The organism is Clostridium ganghwense, from assembly GCF_026735165.1.
Classification (GTDB): Bacteria; Bacillota; Clostridia; order Clostridiales; family Clostridiaceae; genus Clostridium_H; species Clostridium_H ganghwense.
This window is the reverse complement of sequence record NZ_JAPQES010000001.1, coordinates 1,340,294-1,358,758: the sequence shown is the minus strand read 5'-3', so window position 1 is coordinate 1,358,758 and position 18,465 is coordinate 1,340,294. Positions and strand designations below refer to the sequence as shown.

Sequence of the window (18,465 nt, the reverse complement as noted above, 5' to 3'; positions counted from 1 at the left end):
GGATAAATTATTTATGCAAAAACAAAGAAAGTTTTAAAGGGGGAAGGGGTAATATGAAAGTAGAACTGAGCAAGTCTAAAAATGCACGGAGTTTAGGAAGTAAAATATTAAAAATGATTTTGGCCCTCAATGTAGTTTTAATAGCTATGCTTATAACAACTTTTAATATAGTGACTGAATCCGAATTTTCAAAATTAAGAGTTTCAGCGAAAAATGATGCTGTAGAAGCTGCAAAGAGTATATATATTGAAGATTTAAAGACTGTTATTTACGATAAATCCATGGAAAAAGAAGAATATAAAGGGATACAGTATGATTTAGTTGATTTTAAAAGTAGTAAGGAGATTAGATATGTTTATACAATGACAAAAATGGATAGTGAAACTGCTTGTATTTTAGTAGATGGAGATTTAAAAGATACTTCCCCTATAGGAAAAAAATATAAATTAGAAAGTGAAATGAAAAAAGCTTTTAATGGAGAAGCAGAAGCTACAACTAAGTCTGTTTCAGATGAATATGGTACATTTATTTCTGGCTATGCACCAATTAAAGATGCTTCAGGAAATATTATTGCAATAGTAGGTGTAGATAAGAATGTAGAGGCATTCATGTCTTTAAAAGCTAAATTTTTGATGGGATGTGTAATTTTATCAATTATTGGAATAGTTTTATCTGTATTAGTAACTAGTGTATTTTCAAGAAAGATATCCTTAAATGTAAGGCAAATCAAAGAAGGCTTAAAGAAAATGTCTGAGGGAGATTTAACGGTACACATAAATGTAAATAGTGGTGATGAAATTCAAAATATTGCAGAGTATATTAATGATTTCAGTAAAAAGACTAAACAGGCTATAGAGAATGTGAGAGGTACATCAGAAAAAGTAATGACCCAGTCTGTAAATTTGTCAACTATTTCCGAAGAAATGGCAGCATCGGCAGAAGAAGTTTCAGCTACAATACAAAATGTTGCACAAGGAGCAACTTCACAGTCAGAGCAATTAATAACTGTAAATAATGTTGCAAACAACTTTGGAGAAGAAATTAATGAGGCTGTAAAGTCTATAGAAGAAGTAAATTCAAAGGCTGAAATAATTAAAAGTAATGCCAATTCCAGCAGTGAAGATTTAGAATTACTAAAAGAATCTATTGATGATATAAATTCAGCTTTTGATGACATAAAAGGTAAAATAGAAGGTTTAGGAAACAATATATCTCAAGTCAATGAAATTTCAAACCTGATAAATAATATAGCTAAGCAGACTAATCTTTTAGCTCTTAATGCTGCTATAGAAGCTGCAAGAGCAGGTGAGGCAGGAAAAGGTTTCTCAGTAGTAGCTGAAGAGATAAGAAAGCTTGCAGAACAATCGCAAAACTCAGTTTCTGGTATAAATAGTTTACTGGAAGCAATTATGAAAGAAAGTGATTTGGTAGTAAAGACTTCAGAAAGTATGAAAGATAAACTAAACACTCAAATGGGAGTAGTAAAGAATTCTACAGATTCTTTTAAAGATATAATTGAAAAAGTAGAAGATATTATTCCTAGAATAAAGGGTGTAAATAATAATATAGAAAAAGTAAATATAAATAAGGAAGAGATTATTAAAGATATTGAAGCTGTATCTTCTGTAGCACAGGAGGTTTCAGTTTCTACAGAGGAAATATCAGCAGCAACTGAGGAGTTAAGTTCATCTACAGATGAGGTAGCAACTACATCAGAGAAGCTAAGTGATTTAACAAAAAAATTGACGGAATCTGTAAATCAGTTTAAGTTATGAAAAATGAAAAGTATTTCCAGCTATGAGTGGTCAGTAACATCGATTAATTAGACAGTTACTGACTACTCTTTTTTAAAGTATAAAGCACAAAATAATGATGATTATTATACAGGCTATAAATATGATGAGATTTCCACCGAAGCCTATTTTAGACAAACTTTTAAGATGTTTATGTTCTACTATATTATCAGGGTTAATATATGATAGATATAGTAACCAATATATAAGCATTAAAGGAAGACTAATAAGGGATGGAGTCATTACAGCAATAAGTTGAGAACAACTAAGTTCCAATCCTGATATCCATGCATATATAGAACAAGAGAATAGTAATAAAGATATTATAACTAAAATAATTCTAATAAATTTGATTAAGTATATAATAAATATCATCCTCTCAAAATAGGTTATTTATAGAAATGTACTGAACCTTAGAACTATTCACTTAAATAAGCTGTATTAAAGCAAATTTACAGATATTAAAATTCGACTTTTACCTATAATTTTAACATATTTATACAATGAACACAACTTGTCTAAGGTAAACATATAATATATAAATCTATATAAAGAAGTAAAGGTTTTCACAAAAAATACTGTTGCATTATTATTTAAAGTTTATTATAATTATACAAAAGTAAAAGCTGTGCAAGGTAGTAGTAGATGATATTTCATTTTCAGAGAGTGGATGGGTGGTGAGAATCCATATTGAAAATTATCGAATCCGACCTGAAGCTGCGTAGGGGTAACAACCTATGCCGGATTTACCCGTTAAAGTATAGAGGCTGCTCAGCAGTAAAATAAGGTGGTACCACGTGGATATAATATGTCTCCGTCCTTGACTAAAGTCAAGGGTGGGGACTTTTTTGTATAGTCGACAATTCATAATTCAGAATTTATAGAAAAGTCAATTGAAGGTTTGTGATTTTCTGCAAGAAAATCATATATAACTGTCAATTGTGAATTGATAAAAGGGGGCATATATAGATGGGAAATAAATTGTTAATGACACCAGGACCGACTAATGTACCAGATAGAGTACTTAAAAAAATGAGTGAAGGAATAATTCATCATAGAACTAGTGAATATAGCGGGATTTTTAAGGACATCAGTGAGAATCTTAAATATGTATATCAGACTAAAAATGCTGTACTAACCTTTACTTCATCAGGAACTGGAGGACTTGAAGCTGCTGTAGTAAATATGTTTTCAAAGGGAGATAAAGTTTTAGCTGTTACCATTGGGGTATTTGGGGACAGGTTTATAAATATTGCTAAACTTTATGGATTAGATGTAGATGTTATTTCAGTACCATGGGGAAAAGGAGTTACTGTTGAGGAGATAAAGGATAAGCTTTGCGATGAACATAAAGCTCTTATTCTAACTCACAATGACACTTCTACAGCTGCAGTTAATCCTATAAAAGAAATAGGGGAATTTATGAAAGACAAAAAGCAGCTTTTTATGGTAGATGGCGTAAGCTCTATAGGTGGCATAGAAGCTAAGATGGACGAATGGAATATAGATGTTCTAGTAACTGGTTCTCAGAAGGCTTTAATGATTCCACCAGGACTTTGTTTTGTAGGAGTTAGTGATAAGGGATGGAAAGCTGCTGAAAAATCAACTCTTCCTAAATATTATTTTGATTTTAAAAGTGCAAGGGACTATTTAGAAAAACCACTTCCTCAAAATCCGTATACACCAGCAGTTCCATTAGTTATAGCTGCGAATGAGGCATTAAAAATGATAAAAGAGGAAGGGCTTTATAATGTATATGAAAGACATCAGAATCTTGCAGGTATGGTTAGAAATGAAGTAGAAAAGATGGGGCTTACAATATACACAGATAAAAAATATCTTTCAAATACTGTTACAGCAATTACTTTTAATGATGATACTACAGCATCAAGAATAAAAAAGAGAATGGAAGAAGAATTTGATATTATAATTGCAGGTGGTCAAAGAAAATTAAAAGGAAAAATGATAAGAATAGGCCATATGGGGTGTGTTAATAAAGAAATGGTTGAAAGAACACTTGATGCACTTAAAAAATGTTTATAAACAATAAATATTAAAATTTCATATATATAGGAATAGATGTAATAATAAATTCAAAGTAGAAAATAGAATATATTAATAACTATAAATTAGGGGGTTTCAAATATGAAAAGGGGCAAAGTTTTAATAGCAGAGAGAATAGATGAAGCAGGGATAGAACTTTTAAAAAAAGAAATGGATGTAGATGTGTGCTTTGATATATGCAGAGAAGATCTTTTAAATAGAATACATGAGTATCAGGGATTAATTATAAGAAGTGATAATAAGATAAATAAAGAGCTTTTGGATAAGGCTGTAAATCTTAAAATTGTAGGAAGAGCAGGAAATGGGGTAGACAATATTGATATTCCTGAAGCTACAAAAAGAGGAGTAATAATTGCTAATACTCCAGATAGTAATAGTATATCAGCTTGTGAAATTGCAATTGCTCATATGTTCGCAGGATCAAGAAATTTCACCTATGCTGATGAGTATTTAAAGGGTGGAAATTGGGGCAGAGAGATATTTATGGGTAATGAGCTTTATAATAAAACCCTTGGAATAATAGGACTTGGAAGAATAGGTGCTTTAGTGGCAACAAGAATGAAGGCTTTTGGAATGAAAGTTATAGCTTATGACCCATATATTTTAGGAGAAAGATATAAGAGATATAATGTAGAAAAGAAAGAAACTTTAGAAGAATTGCTTAAAGAGGCTGATATAATAACAATTCATACTCCAAGAACAAAAGAAACTATAGGAATGATTGGACATGAAGAAATAGATATGATGAAGGATGGAGTAAGGATTGTAAATGCTGCTAGAGGAAAGCTTATGAATGAAGCTGCTTTATATGAAGGATTAAAAAGTGGCAAGATTAAGAGTGTAGGACTTGATGTACATGAGCAAGAACCAAGAACAGACAGTCCATTATATGAATTTAAAAATGTAACGGTGACTCCTCATATAGGTGCGACAACTGTTGAAGCTCAACAAAATGTAGGTATGACTATAGCACAACAAGTTATCAATGGAATAAAAGGTGAGCTTGTGCCTAATGCAGTTAACCTGCCAGGTATAACTCGCGAAGAGCTTCGTGAAATGAAACCATATATTGAGCTTATGGAGAAACTAGGAAAATTATATTATCAATTAAATACACAACCAGTTAAGTATGTAGATATAAGCTATTGGGGAGATTTAGTAAGTGTTGATATAGATATATTGCAAAGATCATTTATAAAAGGATTACTAGAGCCTGTAGGTAAAGAGAAAATAAATTATATTAACGCCATGATAATAGCAGAGCAAAATGGTATAGGTATTCGTCAAGAAAGAATGACTGAGTATAACAATAACTATTCAAATTTAATTACAGTAAAAATAACTAATAACAAGAATGAGAAATTTACTCTTGCTGGAACAGTATCAAATAAAAAAGAAGGTAAGCTTGTAGAGATACAAGGCTATGAAGTTGATGTGAAGCCAAGTAGATATATGCTTTTTGTACAAAATAGAGATGTTCCTGGAGTAATAGGACAGGTAGGTACTATTGTTGGTACAGAAAATATTAACGTTGCTACAATGCAGGTTGGTAGAAAAGCAAAAGGTGAGTTAGCTCTTATGATACTTAATGTCGATGATGAAGTTTCAAAGGAATCTCTTGAAAAGTTTAAGACAGTAGAAAATATACTTGAAGCAAACACAATAATACTATAATAGAGGATAGTTAATAATTAATAGGTAATAGTTAAGTACTCTTTCATTATTAATTATTAACTATTAACTATTAATTGTTAACTGAAAAAGGGGGATTTTATGAAATATATAGGATATGCGGCATCTGCGGGAGAGAAGGATATATATGATACTATAAATTATGCACATGATAAGGGGTTTAATGCTGTTGAATTAAATATTAATATGCCTATATTTTTCCCTGAAAATTTTACAAAAGAGGAAAGGGAAAAGATAAAAGAATATAAGGATGCTAAGGGGGTAGAGCTTACATTCCATGCACCAGAGGATATTTCTCTTCTACAGCTTCACAAAGATATTAGAGAAGCTAGCATCAGAAGAATGAAGGAAGTTATAGATTTAGGATTTGATATTGGAGCCAGTAGAATGACAATGCATATAGGAAGTGCTGTGTGCTTTACTCTAACAGATAGAAAAACATATATGGATGAGCTTTTTTATGAAGAGTATAAAAAAATATTAAAAAGTAGCTTGAAGGAGTTAGTTGATTACTCAAAGGGAAAAATAAAGATATGCATTGAAAACTCAGGAAGATTTCCTCAGAAGTTAGTTCAGGAAACTTTAGATGAAATGTTAGAGGTGGAAGATGAACTATTTTTAACTTGGGATATTGGGCATTCATATGAAAATAAATATGGAGAAGTGGAATTTTTCTTAAAACACATAGATAAAATTAGAACATGTCATCTTCATGATAATAACGGAAAGAGTGACCATCAAATTATTGGTACAGGTAATGTTGATTTTATATGGCACTTTAATAAAATGAAGGGAAAAGACATAGTTTATATTATAGAAGTAAGACCTAGAGATAATGCTTTTGAAAGCTTAAAGAATTTAGAACCTTATATATAAATAATCCCCAGTCATCAGTAAAGCTTTTTTACTGGTGACTGGGGATTAAATTATAATAATATTTATAGTTAACTAAAATTTATTGCAACCTAGTACCTCGCTATTGGTAACTAGCTGTTTATGCTGAATATTGAGACTGAGTAGAGAGAACTCTGCTTTCATCTAAAACGCTTTTATATAATTGTTCTGCTTTTTTCCCGAAGGTTTCAGCTGAGAATTTATCAGCAGCAAGTTCAGCATTTTGTGCAATCTTATATCTGTATTCGTCGTTTGAGAATAAAGATTTTACTGCTTTTCTAAATTCTTCTTCATTATTATAAACAAATCCGTTTTCATCTGTTTCTACAACACCTTCTATGCATGTATCATATCTACATATTACAGGAAGACCGCTTGAAAGGGCTTCTATATAAGTAAGACCTTGAGTTTCACTTGTAGAACCAGTTACAAAAGCATCAGATATTTTATAGTATTTATATACGTCATTAGGATCAACCATTCCTGTAAAGTGTATTTTATCCTCTAAATTTTTATTTTTAACAAGAGTCATAAGTTCATCAAGGTAAGGACCTTTACCAACTATTAAAAACTTTAGTTTATCCATTTCACTTTCAAGTCTTGAGAACATATCTATGATTTCATCTATATTTTTTTCTTGAGCCACTCTTCCTAAAAAAACTAGTACGTTATCATCAGGAGATAATCCACATTTGTCTCTTAATTTAATTTTTTCTTCTTCTGTAATGCTTTTTTGGAATTTACTAAGATCAATACCTGTTGGTATTATATCTATTGGTACTTTAACTCCATATCCACGTAATGCTTTCTCAACTTTTACAGTTGGGGCAATTACTCTATTAAATCTGTTTAATAGAAGCTTTACAAATATAGCCATGGTTTTAGGTGTTATAACCTTACCGTTTAAAATATAATCTAGATAATCTTCATACATTGTGTGATAAGTATGCACTTGAGGTATTTTAAGCTTTGAAGCTATATGTTTTGCGTTTATCATAGTAGAAAACTCTGTTTGTGAGTGAATTATATCAGGTTTCCACTTTAGAAGAGCTTTCCCAACCTCTGTATTAAAAGGTTTTTTGAATTTTACACCTGGATAAATTTTAAGATCAAAAGACTTTAAACAATATATATCACCATCAATTTTTTCTTTACCATCGTCAGATAAAGTTAAAATTCTTACATCATGACCTAAAGCTTTTAATTCTTTATATAAATTGTATGTAGATATAACAACTCCACTAATATAAGGTTGATAAGTATCTGTAGTTAGTAGAATTTTCATAATAATCCTCCAAAAATTACTTGAATTTAATAATAAATAGTATTTCCTATTAAAATAGTATTGCCTATGAATTATATTTTACACTTTTTTCTTTAATTTAAAATTAAGGTTATCTTAAAAGTTTCTTAAAATTAGTTTAGAATTTATTTATAAAGCTCTGAGAAGGAATATATACTACGTAAAATGTAATTACACTTATTTAAGCAGGAACATTTATCAAGTTGTTTTATATTATAATATTATAGTAATATTTGTGGAGGACAAAAATGTATCAACCTAGATCGATGAATTATGGGATGATGTATTCTGATATGGCATCACTGAAAAAATCACTTGATTTAATAAAAGAAGCTGTTGCTGGGGAAAGAGAAGATGAATTATTTTATGATTACTTAATAAGTGTTGCACCTACGGAGGAGGAGCAGGAGATTATAGCTTCCATTAGAGATGATGAGAAAAAGCACAATAAAATGTTTAGATCAATTTATAGAGATATAACAGGAATGGATATTATTGTTACTGAGGGGGAAGAGTTTGAGAAACCAGCATCTTATATAGATGGGATAGCAACAGCTTTATTTGGAGAATTAAAAGCAGTTGAAAAATATAGAGTTATAAGACAAGGCTTACCTAATAGATACTATAGAGATATGCTATTTGAAATTATAACAGATGAGTTGAAGCATAGTTCAAAATATAATTATATATATACTTTGAACAAAGGAGCAAGAATGACTAGAAGTTGCGACGATGATGATTCTAACAGCTTAATTAGTTGTTGTATAGTTCCGGCGGTAACTCGTATATTGGATGAAATAGATGGTGCTGATTTAGAACGTGCAGCTAAAGATTTTAGAATTTCTAATATACTAGAAAAACTAAAAGATGTATTAAGTGATATTGTTAATAGAGTAGAAGATTGGGAGAAAAGTGAAGATTTAAAAATCTTTAAGAAACCAAAAGATAGATAGGAAAGATATTAGCTAACATAAAAATGAAAAACCTGCCTATATACCTAAATAGCAGGTTTTTTTGCTGTATAAAAGTTAATCAAAGTTTATGAAATGAACCTCGAATTAATTACTAAAAAATGGTAGAAAATGAAATCGTTTTATGATAACATAAAAGTTGGATCATATTCATTAAAAAAACTTTAAATAATTTAATATATGAGACGATATTATATATTAGAGTATCGAAGTAGAAGAATCTAGTAGAGGTGAAAAAATGAAGGGAATAGCTAAGGTAATAAAAAGTGTATTTGTAACAGCAATATTTTTAACTATGCCTGTAGTTGCTTTTGCAGCAGACTATACGGAAATACCTTCTAAGTCAGAGGTAAGTATAACAAAACCATGGACTGTAAATTTTAATATGAATCTAGACAAAAACTCCATAAATGAAGATAACGTAATAGTTACGGACGATGCAGAAAATCCTGTGGATGTAAGCGTTTCAGCAGGAAATGACAGTAAATCCATAGTTATATCTCCACCAACAGGAGGGTATAGTATACACAATACGTATTATCTAACATTAAATACTGATGTTAAATCTTCATCAGGAACAAAATTGTCCAAGCCTGTAAGGATGGAATTTACAACAGCTAAAAAGTATGAAGATAATACTAATAATTCTTCACTTCCAATAGTGAATAATGTTAAGTTTATTGAAGAAACTATTTTACACCATCAAAAGACTAATTTTAATATATATGCAAGTTATTCTGATAAAGTTCAGTATAGGGCTTTTGTATTTAAATATCCTAATGAAACTTATGATAATCCAAATAAATATCCTGATACTGAATATATGGAATTGACTAATGGTTATACAAGTGCTAAAAGTACAACTAATCCACACACGATGTCTCTATATAGCGGTCTTCAAAGCGGAAAGTACAAGCTTGTAGTATATGTTAAAAGAGCAGATGAATTAGGGAAATATAAGGATAATAACACAGAATATGATAATTACTATTCATCATATTTTAAAGTTCTTGATAGCAGCATAATTGAAGACAGAGATGCTAATACTACAATCGTTTATAAAAATTATGATAAAACTTTAGACGAAGCTGTAATGAATCAAGTTAATGGTAGACCTATTTTTAGTGATAGTGGATGGGATGTACCAAGTGAGAAATTAATTAAATACTATATGAATCCAAATAACTTCTTAGATGATTATGGCAAATATATGTTTTTAAACCTTAATTACATGGAAGGAGTTACTGCTGAAGAACTTGACAATATGCTAAAAGGAAAAGGTGTATTAGAAGGTAAGGGGGCTGCATTTTTACAAGCAGCTAAGGAAAGTAATATAAATCCAATATATCTAGTATCTCATGCATTACTGGAAACAGGGAATGGTACATCTAAATTATCTAATGGTATTCTTGTATCTTCTGTTGATGGAGTAGCAGTGGAAGAGCCTAAAGTTGCTTATAATATGTTTGGTGTACATGCTTATGATCATGATCCTAATGGATGTGGTTCTGAATATGCATATACACAAGGCTGGTTCTCTGTTCAAGAAGCAATACTTGGAGGTGCTAAATTTATTAGTACTGGATATATAAATAGTGATAAATATAAACAAAATACTCTTTATAAAATGAAGTGGAATGTTGAGGTAACATGGCATCAATATGCTACTGATATTGGTTGGGCAAGAAAGCAAATTTCTAGAATTAAAGAACTAATGGAACAAACTAAAGGTGCAAAACCTGTATATGAAATTCCTCAATTTAAATAAGGGTTTTAAATTGTGATTTTTAGGATTGAGTAAAATGAAGGACTTGAATAAAATCTATAATAGATTTTATTCAAGTCCTTTTTATACTGATATTAACAACTCTAAATAAAATAATTAAGTAATTCTTGAAAAGATTTAGTTTTTAAGAGTTCCCATTCCGTTATTATTTACTTGATAGGTTAGCTCCTGATGTTTCATAAAGTTATCAAATTCTATTAAGTTCACAACTTTATTTTCCTTGCAAGAGATATATAGAGTAACAGGATTTTTATACTTAAGGTGTTTGGCATCGATAAATTTTTCAGTTTTAGCTGTAGAAATAATTTCCTCTAATCCTACATTTAGAGATTTATTTTTTATTTTTATAGAATTAGATAATTTTTTTCCTGAAGAGTTAATACCTTTTACTTCTATTATTTTATCCCATTTGTTTATTTTTAGCTGAATAGTAGGGGGTATGGATACAATAACTGTAGCAGAAGGCTTAAAATAGGAGTATATGTTTTGTCCTAATAATATTGTCGTTATAATAAAGGTAATAAAGAGTACACGTCTAAGCATTACAGAATTGCCGTTATATACAGTACTCGTGTATATATCTCCTATATTGGGAGTATAATTTTTAAGTTTAACATTTATAAATTCGCCTTTTAAAGTTCTCACACAAACATATTTGTTATCAACTTTAACTACTACTCCTGTAGCTTTTTTCATATATTTCACCTGCTTTTCTTTTCAGACTTTTGTTTTGTGAACTTTTCTTTCTTAGAATGTGATTTAGAATTAGTATTTTTTATATTTGTCTTATCATTTTTCTTAGGCTTTTCTTTATTTATACCATTATTAGGTGTTTTTTCTTTAATCTTTTCTTTATTAGTAGAGGAGTTGTCCTCTTTATATTTTATAGGTGATTTCACATCTTTTTTATTAATATTGGATTTTTTCATATCTTTAGTAGTTTTTGATTCTTTAGATTTATCTTTAACTTTACCTTTATTAATCTTACTTTTTATTATATCAGCCTTATTACCATTTGTGGTGTTATTTTTAGCATATTTAACCTCAAGTTGTAAATTGCTGTTTTTTACTTTATTTTCAAAATCATCTATATTTAAATTTAAATTTTTATCGCTAGTAACATCTAAACTTATTTTTTGATTATCTTGTGTTTTATTAATGAAGTGTTCTTTATCAGCTTCATCTAAAAGTATATTTAATCCTTCATCAACAGCTTTATTTTTTATAGTTACTGAATTAAGTATATCTTTACCATCATCATTTAAAGGTAAAGCTTCTATTATCCTGTTCCATTTGTTAATTTTAAGTTCTATTGACGGATTTATTTTTACTATAATTGATGCAACTGGAGTATAGTAGGCATAAGCTGCTCCTCCAAAGGAAATAAAGAAGATTAAACAAGCAGCTATTGCAGCATATCTATATAAAGGAAGTTTACTTGAAGTTGGACCAGAGTAGGTGCTTCCAATAGAAGGAGATTTACCTTGAATTCTAATTTCTACAAATTCACCATCATTAGTTAATATACATGCAGTTTTATTTTTTAGTTCCATTACTATTCCTGTTTTGTTATTCAAAACTTTCACCTACCTTTATATTTAAATAAGATTTTATATGAGGATAGTCACTACTTGAAAGGATAAGTATCAAGGTTAAAATATATCTTCTCCATTTTTCTATATATTTCTTTTTAGCGTTGGTTAATAAGACAATTTGACTAACGGGTAGTAAATGTTTGTTTCTAATATATTCTAAGATAGCGTCATTTTTTGAACAAATAAGAGCTAAATTTAATAGCTGGTTTCTTGTATCTATGTGAGAAGGAGACGATTTAACCAGTGAAGAAAAGTCTAGTTTGTATTTTTTCAATTCACCAGAAAACAGAGCTATTTCCTCAGCTCTTTTTCGATTCTCACAATCAATATCATATTGATTCATAGAACTTTTGTAATCTATATGATCAATACCATCATCATCTTTTGTATCAAATACCAAATAGGGAGTATTTTTAGATTTCCTAAAAAAGTCAATTAGTGAATTCCTTATTAGTATAGATGCATAACTAAAGAAATTACCCCTATTATCACTATAGCTATCACAAGCTTTATTAAAGGATATTAAAGCAATGCTAAGCTCATCATCATTTTTCCAATCCAAAGATTTTTTACAAACTTTATAGGCTGTATTATAGATGAATTTTTTATTATCTTCTATAAATTTATCTCGATTTTTTTTTGCTAGCAGATCGGGATTCATTAATATCACCTCTTCATGTCATATTTATATACGTAGTCATAGAAAATTTTTAATGGGTTTCAAAATAATTATGAAATTTTTTTTATATATTCCCCCTTTAAATTTTTATAATACGTCGTATATACAAATGAAAATAATGAGTAAAAAAAATTTGGGAGGGAAATAGATGAAAAAGGTAGCGTTATTTGTAGCAACTTTGGTTGTAATAAGTGGAATTGGAGGAAAAGCTTTTGCAGAAGGAGAAGCATCTTTAAAGGAATCTGCAGGAATAACACCAGATAGTATTGTTTATTCTATTGATAAGGTGGTAGAGGATATTAAAATAGGTTTAACCTTTGATGAAGAAAAAAAGGTTGAAGTTATTTCAGAAATTGCTGAAGAAAGACTTGGAGAAAGTGAAGTTATGGCTGAAGAAGGAGAAGATGAGCTTGCTGAGAAAGCTATAAATGAGTATGAAGAAAATATGGATAAGGCTAATGATTTACTAGAGAAAATTATAGATGAAGCTGAGGAAGCTGTGAATGAAAACTCACAGAAAGAAAATTCGGAAGTATCAGAAAATGATGAGAAAGTAACAGAAGAAAAAGTAGAAGAAACAACAGAAGAAGCTAAAAAAGATATAACTGATACAGAAATTGATGATAGTAAACATGAAAAGCTAAAAGAACTTGAAGAAAAAATATTAGCTAGACAAAAAAAGTCTATAGAAGTATTAAAATCTATACAAGAAAAGGTAGGAGATAATGCAAAAGACACTATAGCAAAAGTAATAGAAATGCAGACAGCAAAAAAAGAAGCTGTAATTGAAATGGTAGAAAAAAGACATGCTTTAAATGCAAACAAAAAAGCTTATAAAAAAGCAGTAGCTCAACTGAAAAAAGCACAAAAATCTGGTGATGAAGAAGCAGTTAAAGCAGCAAAAGAAGCTATTGAAGAGCAAAAAGAATTATATAAAAATAATAAAAAGGAATTTAAGGCAGCTTTTGAAAATCACAAGAATGTAGTAAAAGCAGTAAAGGAAGTTAAAAAGGAATTAAATGAAGGGCTTAAAGAAGAAGTGTCAGAAGGAAATATAGCAAAAGAAGAAGCAGAACAAGTGAAAAAAATAGAGAATAAGTTAGAAAAGAAACCTGATAAAATAAAAGAAAGAGAGTTAGAAAAGAAGAGCGAACAAAAGGAAAAAGAAGAAAAAATTAAGGAGAAAATTAAAGAAAAAGTTAAAGAAAAGACAAATAAACATGTAAAAGAAAAGAAAGACAAGAAAAAAGAAAAATAATAAAAAGAGCATCTTTTCAAAGGGTATACTTTGGGAAGATGTTTTTGATTTATAAATAGAAAATTAGGAAATTTATTCAATATTAAGTAAAAATAATTTGTAGATATTAGGTTGTGAAATGATAAAATATAATATAAAATTTAATTTATATGGTTTTATATTAAGATTAATAAATAAGTTGCAAATATAAATTGCAAGGATGCAATAACTAAGTTAGAAATTCAGATAAGGGAGTAGATGAATTATGAGACTTGTTTTATTAAATGATAAAGTAGTAGGCAAAGAATTAGCTATGTCTATATATCTATCAAGTGGAATGGTTTATGCTAAAAAAGGTATGACTCTAAGTGAAAAAGTCATAAAAATTTTAAAAAGTGTTGGAATAGACACTGTTTATGTTAAAGATGAAAATGATGAGGTAAATTTAAAAGAAATATTAAAAACACCTATAAGACTTGAAGTAGCAGATGATTTAAAAAATGTATATGATAATATAAAGAAAAACAAAATTGTTGATGAAAGCAAAATTAGAAGCATTGTTGAGAAAATTGTTGATAACTTAGATGTATCAGAAAACTCTTTTTTATTAAATAATGTAGGACAAAAGAATGAAGATTTAAAATTAGTTACTCATTCTATTAATGTAACGATACTTTCATTATTAGTTGGAATAAATAAAAAATATGATAAAGAAAAACTTGAAAAATTAGGAATGGGTGCTATCTTACATGATGTAGGAAAATTATTTGATGAGAGTGAAGAACATTCTAAAATAGGATATGAATTAATAAAGAACAATAGTCGTATACCGGTAACAGCGTATATGGGTATTTTGCATCATCATGAATATGAAGATGGTACAGGTTATCCTGAAAAAGTAAAAGGGGATAAAATTCATGAGTTTTCAAAAATAATATCAATATGTAATGAATATACGAATTTACTAGAGTCAAGAAAGTTTAACCTGCCTAGTGAAGTAATTGAATACCTTACTTCACAATCAGGAAAGAAATTTAATAGTGAAATATATAAAACTTTTACTGAATCTATATATTGTTATCCAAACGGATTATATGTAAAACTAAACAATGGTATGGAAGGGGTTGTTGTTTTACAAAACAAAAATTTCCCTACAAGACCTATGATTGGGGTTGTAGAAAATGGAAACCCTGTTATATATAATTTAATGGATAATTTAACATTATTTATTGAAAAAATTGTATTGTAAATATTGTGTAAACCTACAAGCAAGTGCTTGTGGGTTTTTTAATATATATTTTACATAAAAACAGTTGCATTTTATTTAGTTATAGAATAGTATATGAGTATAGAAACATATAAGAATATTCTAATATAGAGGTGAACAAAATGAAAATAGTTCAAATTATGAAAGTACTATCTGATGAAACAAGAATTAGGATATTGAACTTGTTAAGAAATGAAAAACTGTGTGTTTGTGAGATAGAACATGTGCTTAATATAACACAGTCAAATGCCTCTAGGCATTTAAATAAATTAAAGAGGGAAGAAATAATAAAATCGGAAAAAATTGCACAGTGGGTTTACCATGAAATTAATAAAGATACTTTAGCTAAATATCCTTTTATAAACTTATTTATTTATAATGAATTAAACAAAATTGAACAATGCAAAGTAGATTTAGAAAAACTAAAGGAATTTAAAGAAAGTGGATTAAGTTGTGAGGATTTAACTAAAAGGTGTAAAAGATAATTATATATGGAGGTATTATAGTGAGTAGTAAAAATTTATTAGTAAAAGAAAAAAATTTAGGATTCTTTGAAAAATATCTAACTTTGTGGGTTGCATTATGTATTGTGGCAGGAGTGATGATTGGAAAGTTTATTCCGCAGTTTCCTCAAACTTTAAGTAAATTTGAATATGCTCATGTATCAATTCCTGTGGCAATTTTAATATGGCTTATGATTTATCCTATGATGGTACAAATTGACTTTAGTAGTGTTAAACATATAGGTAAAAAACCAAAGGGATTGGTTATTACTTTAGTAGTTAACTGGATTATAAAGCCGTTTACAATGTACTTTTTTGCTTGGTTATTTTTAAAAGTATTATTTGCAGGTATAATTCCAGAAAGCTTAGCAATAGAGTATATAGCAGGAGCCGTTTTATTAGGAGCAGCACCTTGCACAGCTATGGTATTTGTTTGGAGTTATTTAACTAAAGGAGATCCAGTTTATACATTGATACAAGTAGCTGTAAATGACTTAATTCTTTTATTTGCATATGCTCCAATAGTAATGTTTTTATTAAAGGTCAGCAATGTAGTTGTACCAGTGAATACAGTTATATTATCTGTAGTGTTATTTGTACTGATTCCGCTTGTGTTTGGATATATTACTAGAGTTAAATTGATTAAATCAAAAGGTATAGAGTGGCTTGAAAATGTATTTATTAAAAAGCTGGGAACTATAACTATTATAGGACTTCTTTTAACTTTGATAATTATATTTTCTTTCCAGGGAAATGTTATTTTAAGTAATCCACTACACATATTATTGATTGCAATTCCATTAATAATACAGACATTTTTCATATTTTTCATAGGGTATGTATGGTCAAAAAAATGGAAAGTAAATAGAGCTATTGCAGCTCCTTCAGCTTTAATTGGAGCAAGTAATTTCTTTGAACTTGCAGTGGCAGTTGCAATCTCATTATTTGGATTAAAATCAGGTGCAGCAATGGCTACAGTAGTAGGAGTTTTGGTGGAAGTTCCTGTTATGATTGCTTTAGTTAAGATAGCAAATAAAACAAGGGACTGGTTTCCACAAGAATAAAGTATAAAAGTATGGAGGAGATATGTATGAAAATAGCAGTAATATCAGACATACACAGTAATGTTTATGCTCTACAGGAAGTTATAAAGGATATAAACAACAGAAATATTGACCTAACAGTATGTGTTGGAGATTTAGTAGGATACTGTCCTTTCCCAAATGAAGTAATTGATTTAATTAGAAAAGAAAACATACTTACAATTATGGGTAACTATGATGATGCTGTAGGAAATATAAGAATCGTCTGCGGATGTGACTATCCAGATCCTAGAGATGCAGAAAATGCAACAACTTCTTTAAGCTGGACTATAGAAAATACCAGTGAAAAAAACAGAAAATATTTAAGAGAGCTTCCAAAGGAAATGAAATTAACTTTTGGAGAAAAAGAGATTACTTTTGTTCATGGTAGTACAAGAAGGATTAATGAATATTTAAAAGAAAATTCAGAAGAAGCAAAAGAAGTTATGGAATACTTTACAGAAGATATTTTAGTGTGTGGTCATACGCATAAACCATATTACAAAATGTATGGAGATAAAATACTTGTTAATGCAGGTAGTGTTGGAAAATCAAAAACAGGTAATCCTCATGCTAACTATGTAATCATAGATATTAGCAAAGCGAATGTTATAGTAGATACTATAGAAGTTCCATATGATTTTGAAAAAACGGCAAAAGCTATAGAAGACGCAGGGCTTCCAAAAGAATTTGCTGAGATTATAAGAACTGGAAGAGCATAAATGATAAATGGAGCTTAGGCTCCATTTTTTTTATAAATACTTGAGATGATAATTTTAAAAGAATGATAATTATTTTAAATGTTTGATAATAATTTTTTTATCATTAGTTTTAGGAAGATTTTTTTGTGGATGGTTATGTCCTCTTGGAACGGTACAAGCTTTATTATCTAAAATTAAGTTTATAAAACTTGTTAGAAATGATAATACTTGTGGAAGTTGCAGATTATGTACGACAAACTGTCCTATGGGAATAAATACATCTCAGTTAAATGTAATAAAAAGTGGAGAGTGCATAGGATGCTTAAAATGTGTAAGGAATTGTTCTAAAAGTAATTTTAAAATTGATATTTTAAAACAAAAAATTCATCCTATAGTTTATATGTTAGTAGGACTTACAGTGTTTACGTCTATATATTCATACAAATATATAAACGATATACAAGTTGAGGCAAAACAAGAAGTGCAAGTCCAAAAGAGTATTAAAGAAGGCAGTGGAAATGTTAGAGAAGAAAGTGCTTCTAAACAAGATATTAAACAAGAAACTAATAATTTAGATAAGATAGAAAATAAAATGTATAACGATGGAATCTATACTGGAGTATCAGTAGGTCGTCGCCCAGAACTTACAGTTAAAGTGACTATAAAAAATGATAAAATAACTTCTATTGAAATAGTAAAACACAAAGAATCAAAGGAATACTCTAAAGTACCATTCCAAGTAATACCAAAGAAAATCATATCAGCACAATCCGTAGATGCAGTATCTGGAGATACAAACACAAGTACAAGTGCAAGATTAATCAAGGCTATAGAAGATGCAGTTAAAAAAGCTAAAAAAGGCAATATTAATGAAGAATAAAATAATACCTTCTATGTT

17 protein-coding genes and 1 other annotated feature are annotated in these 18,465 nt (G+C 29.1%); of the genes, 13 read left to right on the top strand and 4 right to left on the bottom strand.

Annotated features, from left to right (window positions below):
• The first annotated feature begins 53 nt into the window (after positions 1-53).
• The 5 genes from OXH55_RS06165 to OXH55_RS06145 all read left to right on the top strand — a co-directional run bounded on the left by OXH55_RS06165 (position 54) and on the right by OXH55_RS06145 (position 6,425).
• The gene (locus OXH55_RS06165) at positions 54-1,775 is read left to right on the top strand and encodes a methyl-accepting chemotaxis protein (RefSeq protein WP_268048868.1); all 1,722 of its coding nucleotides are present in this window, start codon (positions 54-56) and stop codon (positions 1,773-1,775) included.
• Positions 1,776-1,869: 94 nt separating this feature from the next.
• Positions 1,870-2,052 (top strand): hypothetical protein, encoded by a 183-nt coding sequence (locus tag OXH55_RS06160; RefSeq protein ID WP_268048867.1) that lies wholly within the window; start codon positions 1,870-1,872, stop codon positions 2,050-2,052.
• Between the two features lie 360 nt (positions 2,053-2,412).
• Positions 2,413-2,618 (top strand) — a binding site (T-box leader).
• A gap of 144 nt (positions 2,619-2,762) precedes the next feature.
• Positions 2,763-3,836 carry a pyridoxal-phosphate-dependent aminotransferase family protein gene (locus OXH55_RS06155; RefSeq protein ID WP_268048865.1) on the top strand — a complete coding sequence of 358 codons (1,074 nt, stop codon included), beginning with the start codon at positions 2,763-2,765 and terminating at the stop codon, positions 3,834-3,836.
• Between the two features lie 102 nt (positions 3,837-3,938).
• A complete protein-coding gene (gene serA / locus OXH55_RS06150) occupies positions 3,939-5,531 on the top strand; it encodes a phosphoglycerate dehydrogenase (protein ID WP_268048863.1) in 1,593 nt (530 codons plus the stop codon).
• A gap of 99 nt (positions 5,532-5,630) precedes the next feature.
• Complete coding sequence (locus OXH55_RS06145; protein WP_268048861.1) at positions 5,631-6,425, top strand: sugar phosphate isomerase/epimerase family protein; 795 nt, start codon at positions 5,631-5,633, stop codon at positions 6,423-6,425.
• Positions 6,426-6,543: 118 nt separating this feature from the next.
• Here OXH55_RS06145 and OXH55_RS06140 read toward each other — a convergent pair whose 3' ends face one another.
• On the bottom strand, positions 6,544-7,728 hold the full coding sequence (locus OXH55_RS06140) for a glycosyltransferase family 4 protein (protein ID WP_268048859.1): 1,185 nt from the start codon (positions 7,726-7,728) through the stop codon (positions 6,544-6,546).
• Between the two features lie 266 nt (positions 7,729-7,994).
• Here OXH55_RS06140 and OXH55_RS06135 point away from each other — a divergent pair, with 266 nt between their 5' ends.
• Entirely contained in the window at positions 7,995-8,699 is a 705-nt protein-coding gene (locus OXH55_RS06135; RefSeq protein WP_268048857.1) for a ferritin-like domain-containing protein, read from the top strand.
• Positions 8,700-8,955: 256 nt separating this feature from the next.
• On the top strand, positions 8,956-10,485 hold the full coding sequence (locus tag OXH55_RS06130; protein WP_268048856.1) for an N-acetylglucosaminidase: 1,530 nt from the start codon (positions 8,956-8,958) through the stop codon (positions 10,483-10,485).
• Positions 10,486-10,620: 135 nt separating this feature from the next.
• Here the strand turns inward: OXH55_RS06130 and OXH55_RS06125 are convergent, their stop codons facing one another.
• The 3 genes from OXH55_RS06125 to OXH55_RS06115 are packed head-to-tail and all read right to left on the bottom strand — an operon-like array spanning position 10,621 to position 12,759.
• A complete protein-coding gene (locus OXH55_RS06125; protein WP_268048854.1) occupies positions 10,621-11,199 on the bottom strand; it encodes an anti-sigma-I factor RsgI family protein in 579 nt (192 codons plus the stop codon).
• Positions 11,200-11,204: 5 nt separating this feature from the next.
• Positions 11,205-12,080: an anti-sigma-I factor RsgI family protein gene (locus OXH55_RS06120; protein ID WP_268048852.1), complete on the bottom strand. Its 876-nt coding sequence runs from the start codon at positions 12,078-12,080 to the stop codon at positions 11,205-11,207.
• The gene (locus OXH55_RS06115) at positions 12,073-12,759 is read right to left on the bottom strand and encodes a sigma-70 family RNA polymerase sigma factor (protein ID WP_268048850.1); all 687 of its coding nucleotides are present in this window, start codon (positions 12,757-12,759) and stop codon (positions 12,073-12,075) included. Before OXH55_RS06115 ends, OXH55_RS06120 begins: the two co-directional genes overlap by 8 nt.
• A 166-nt stretch (positions 12,760-12,925) precedes the next feature.
• On the opposite strand from OXH55_RS06115, the gene OXH55_RS06110 reads away from it, so the two are divergent.
• From OXH55_RS06110 to OXH55_RS06085, 6 genes are all read left to right on the top strand, one after another.
• Positions 12,926-14,035 carry a DUF5667 domain-containing protein gene (locus OXH55_RS06110; protein WP_268048848.1) on the top strand — a complete coding sequence of 370 codons (1,110 nt, stop codon included), beginning with the start codon at positions 12,926-12,928 and terminating at the stop codon, positions 14,033-14,035.
• Positions 14,036-14,279: 244 nt separating this feature from the next.
• Entirely contained in the window at positions 14,280-15,263 is a 984-nt protein-coding gene (locus OXH55_RS06105) for an HD-GYP domain-containing protein (RefSeq protein ID WP_268048846.1), read from the top strand.
• Between the two features lie 140 nt (positions 15,264-15,403).
• A complete protein-coding gene (locus OXH55_RS06100; RefSeq protein ID WP_268048844.1) occupies positions 15,404-15,766 on the top strand; it encodes an ArsR/SmtB family transcription factor in 363 nt (120 codons plus the stop codon).
• 20 nt (positions 15,767-15,786) lie between these two features.
• A complete protein-coding gene (gene arsB, locus OXH55_RS06095; protein ID WP_268048842.1) occupies positions 15,787-16,848 on the top strand; it encodes an ACR3 family arsenite efflux transporter in 1,062 nt (353 codons plus the stop codon).
• Positions 16,849-16,874: 26 nt separating this feature from the next.
• A complete protein-coding gene (locus OXH55_RS06090) occupies positions 16,875-17,588 on the top strand; it encodes a metallophosphoesterase family protein (RefSeq protein WP_268048840.1) in 714 nt (237 codons plus the stop codon).
• 82 nt (positions 17,589-17,670) lie between these two features.
• On the top strand, positions 17,671-18,447 hold the full coding sequence (locus OXH55_RS06085) for a 4Fe-4S binding protein (protein ID WP_268048838.1): 777 nt from the start codon (positions 17,671-17,673) through the stop codon (positions 18,445-18,447).
• Positions 18,448-18,465 lie beyond the last annotated feature (18 nt).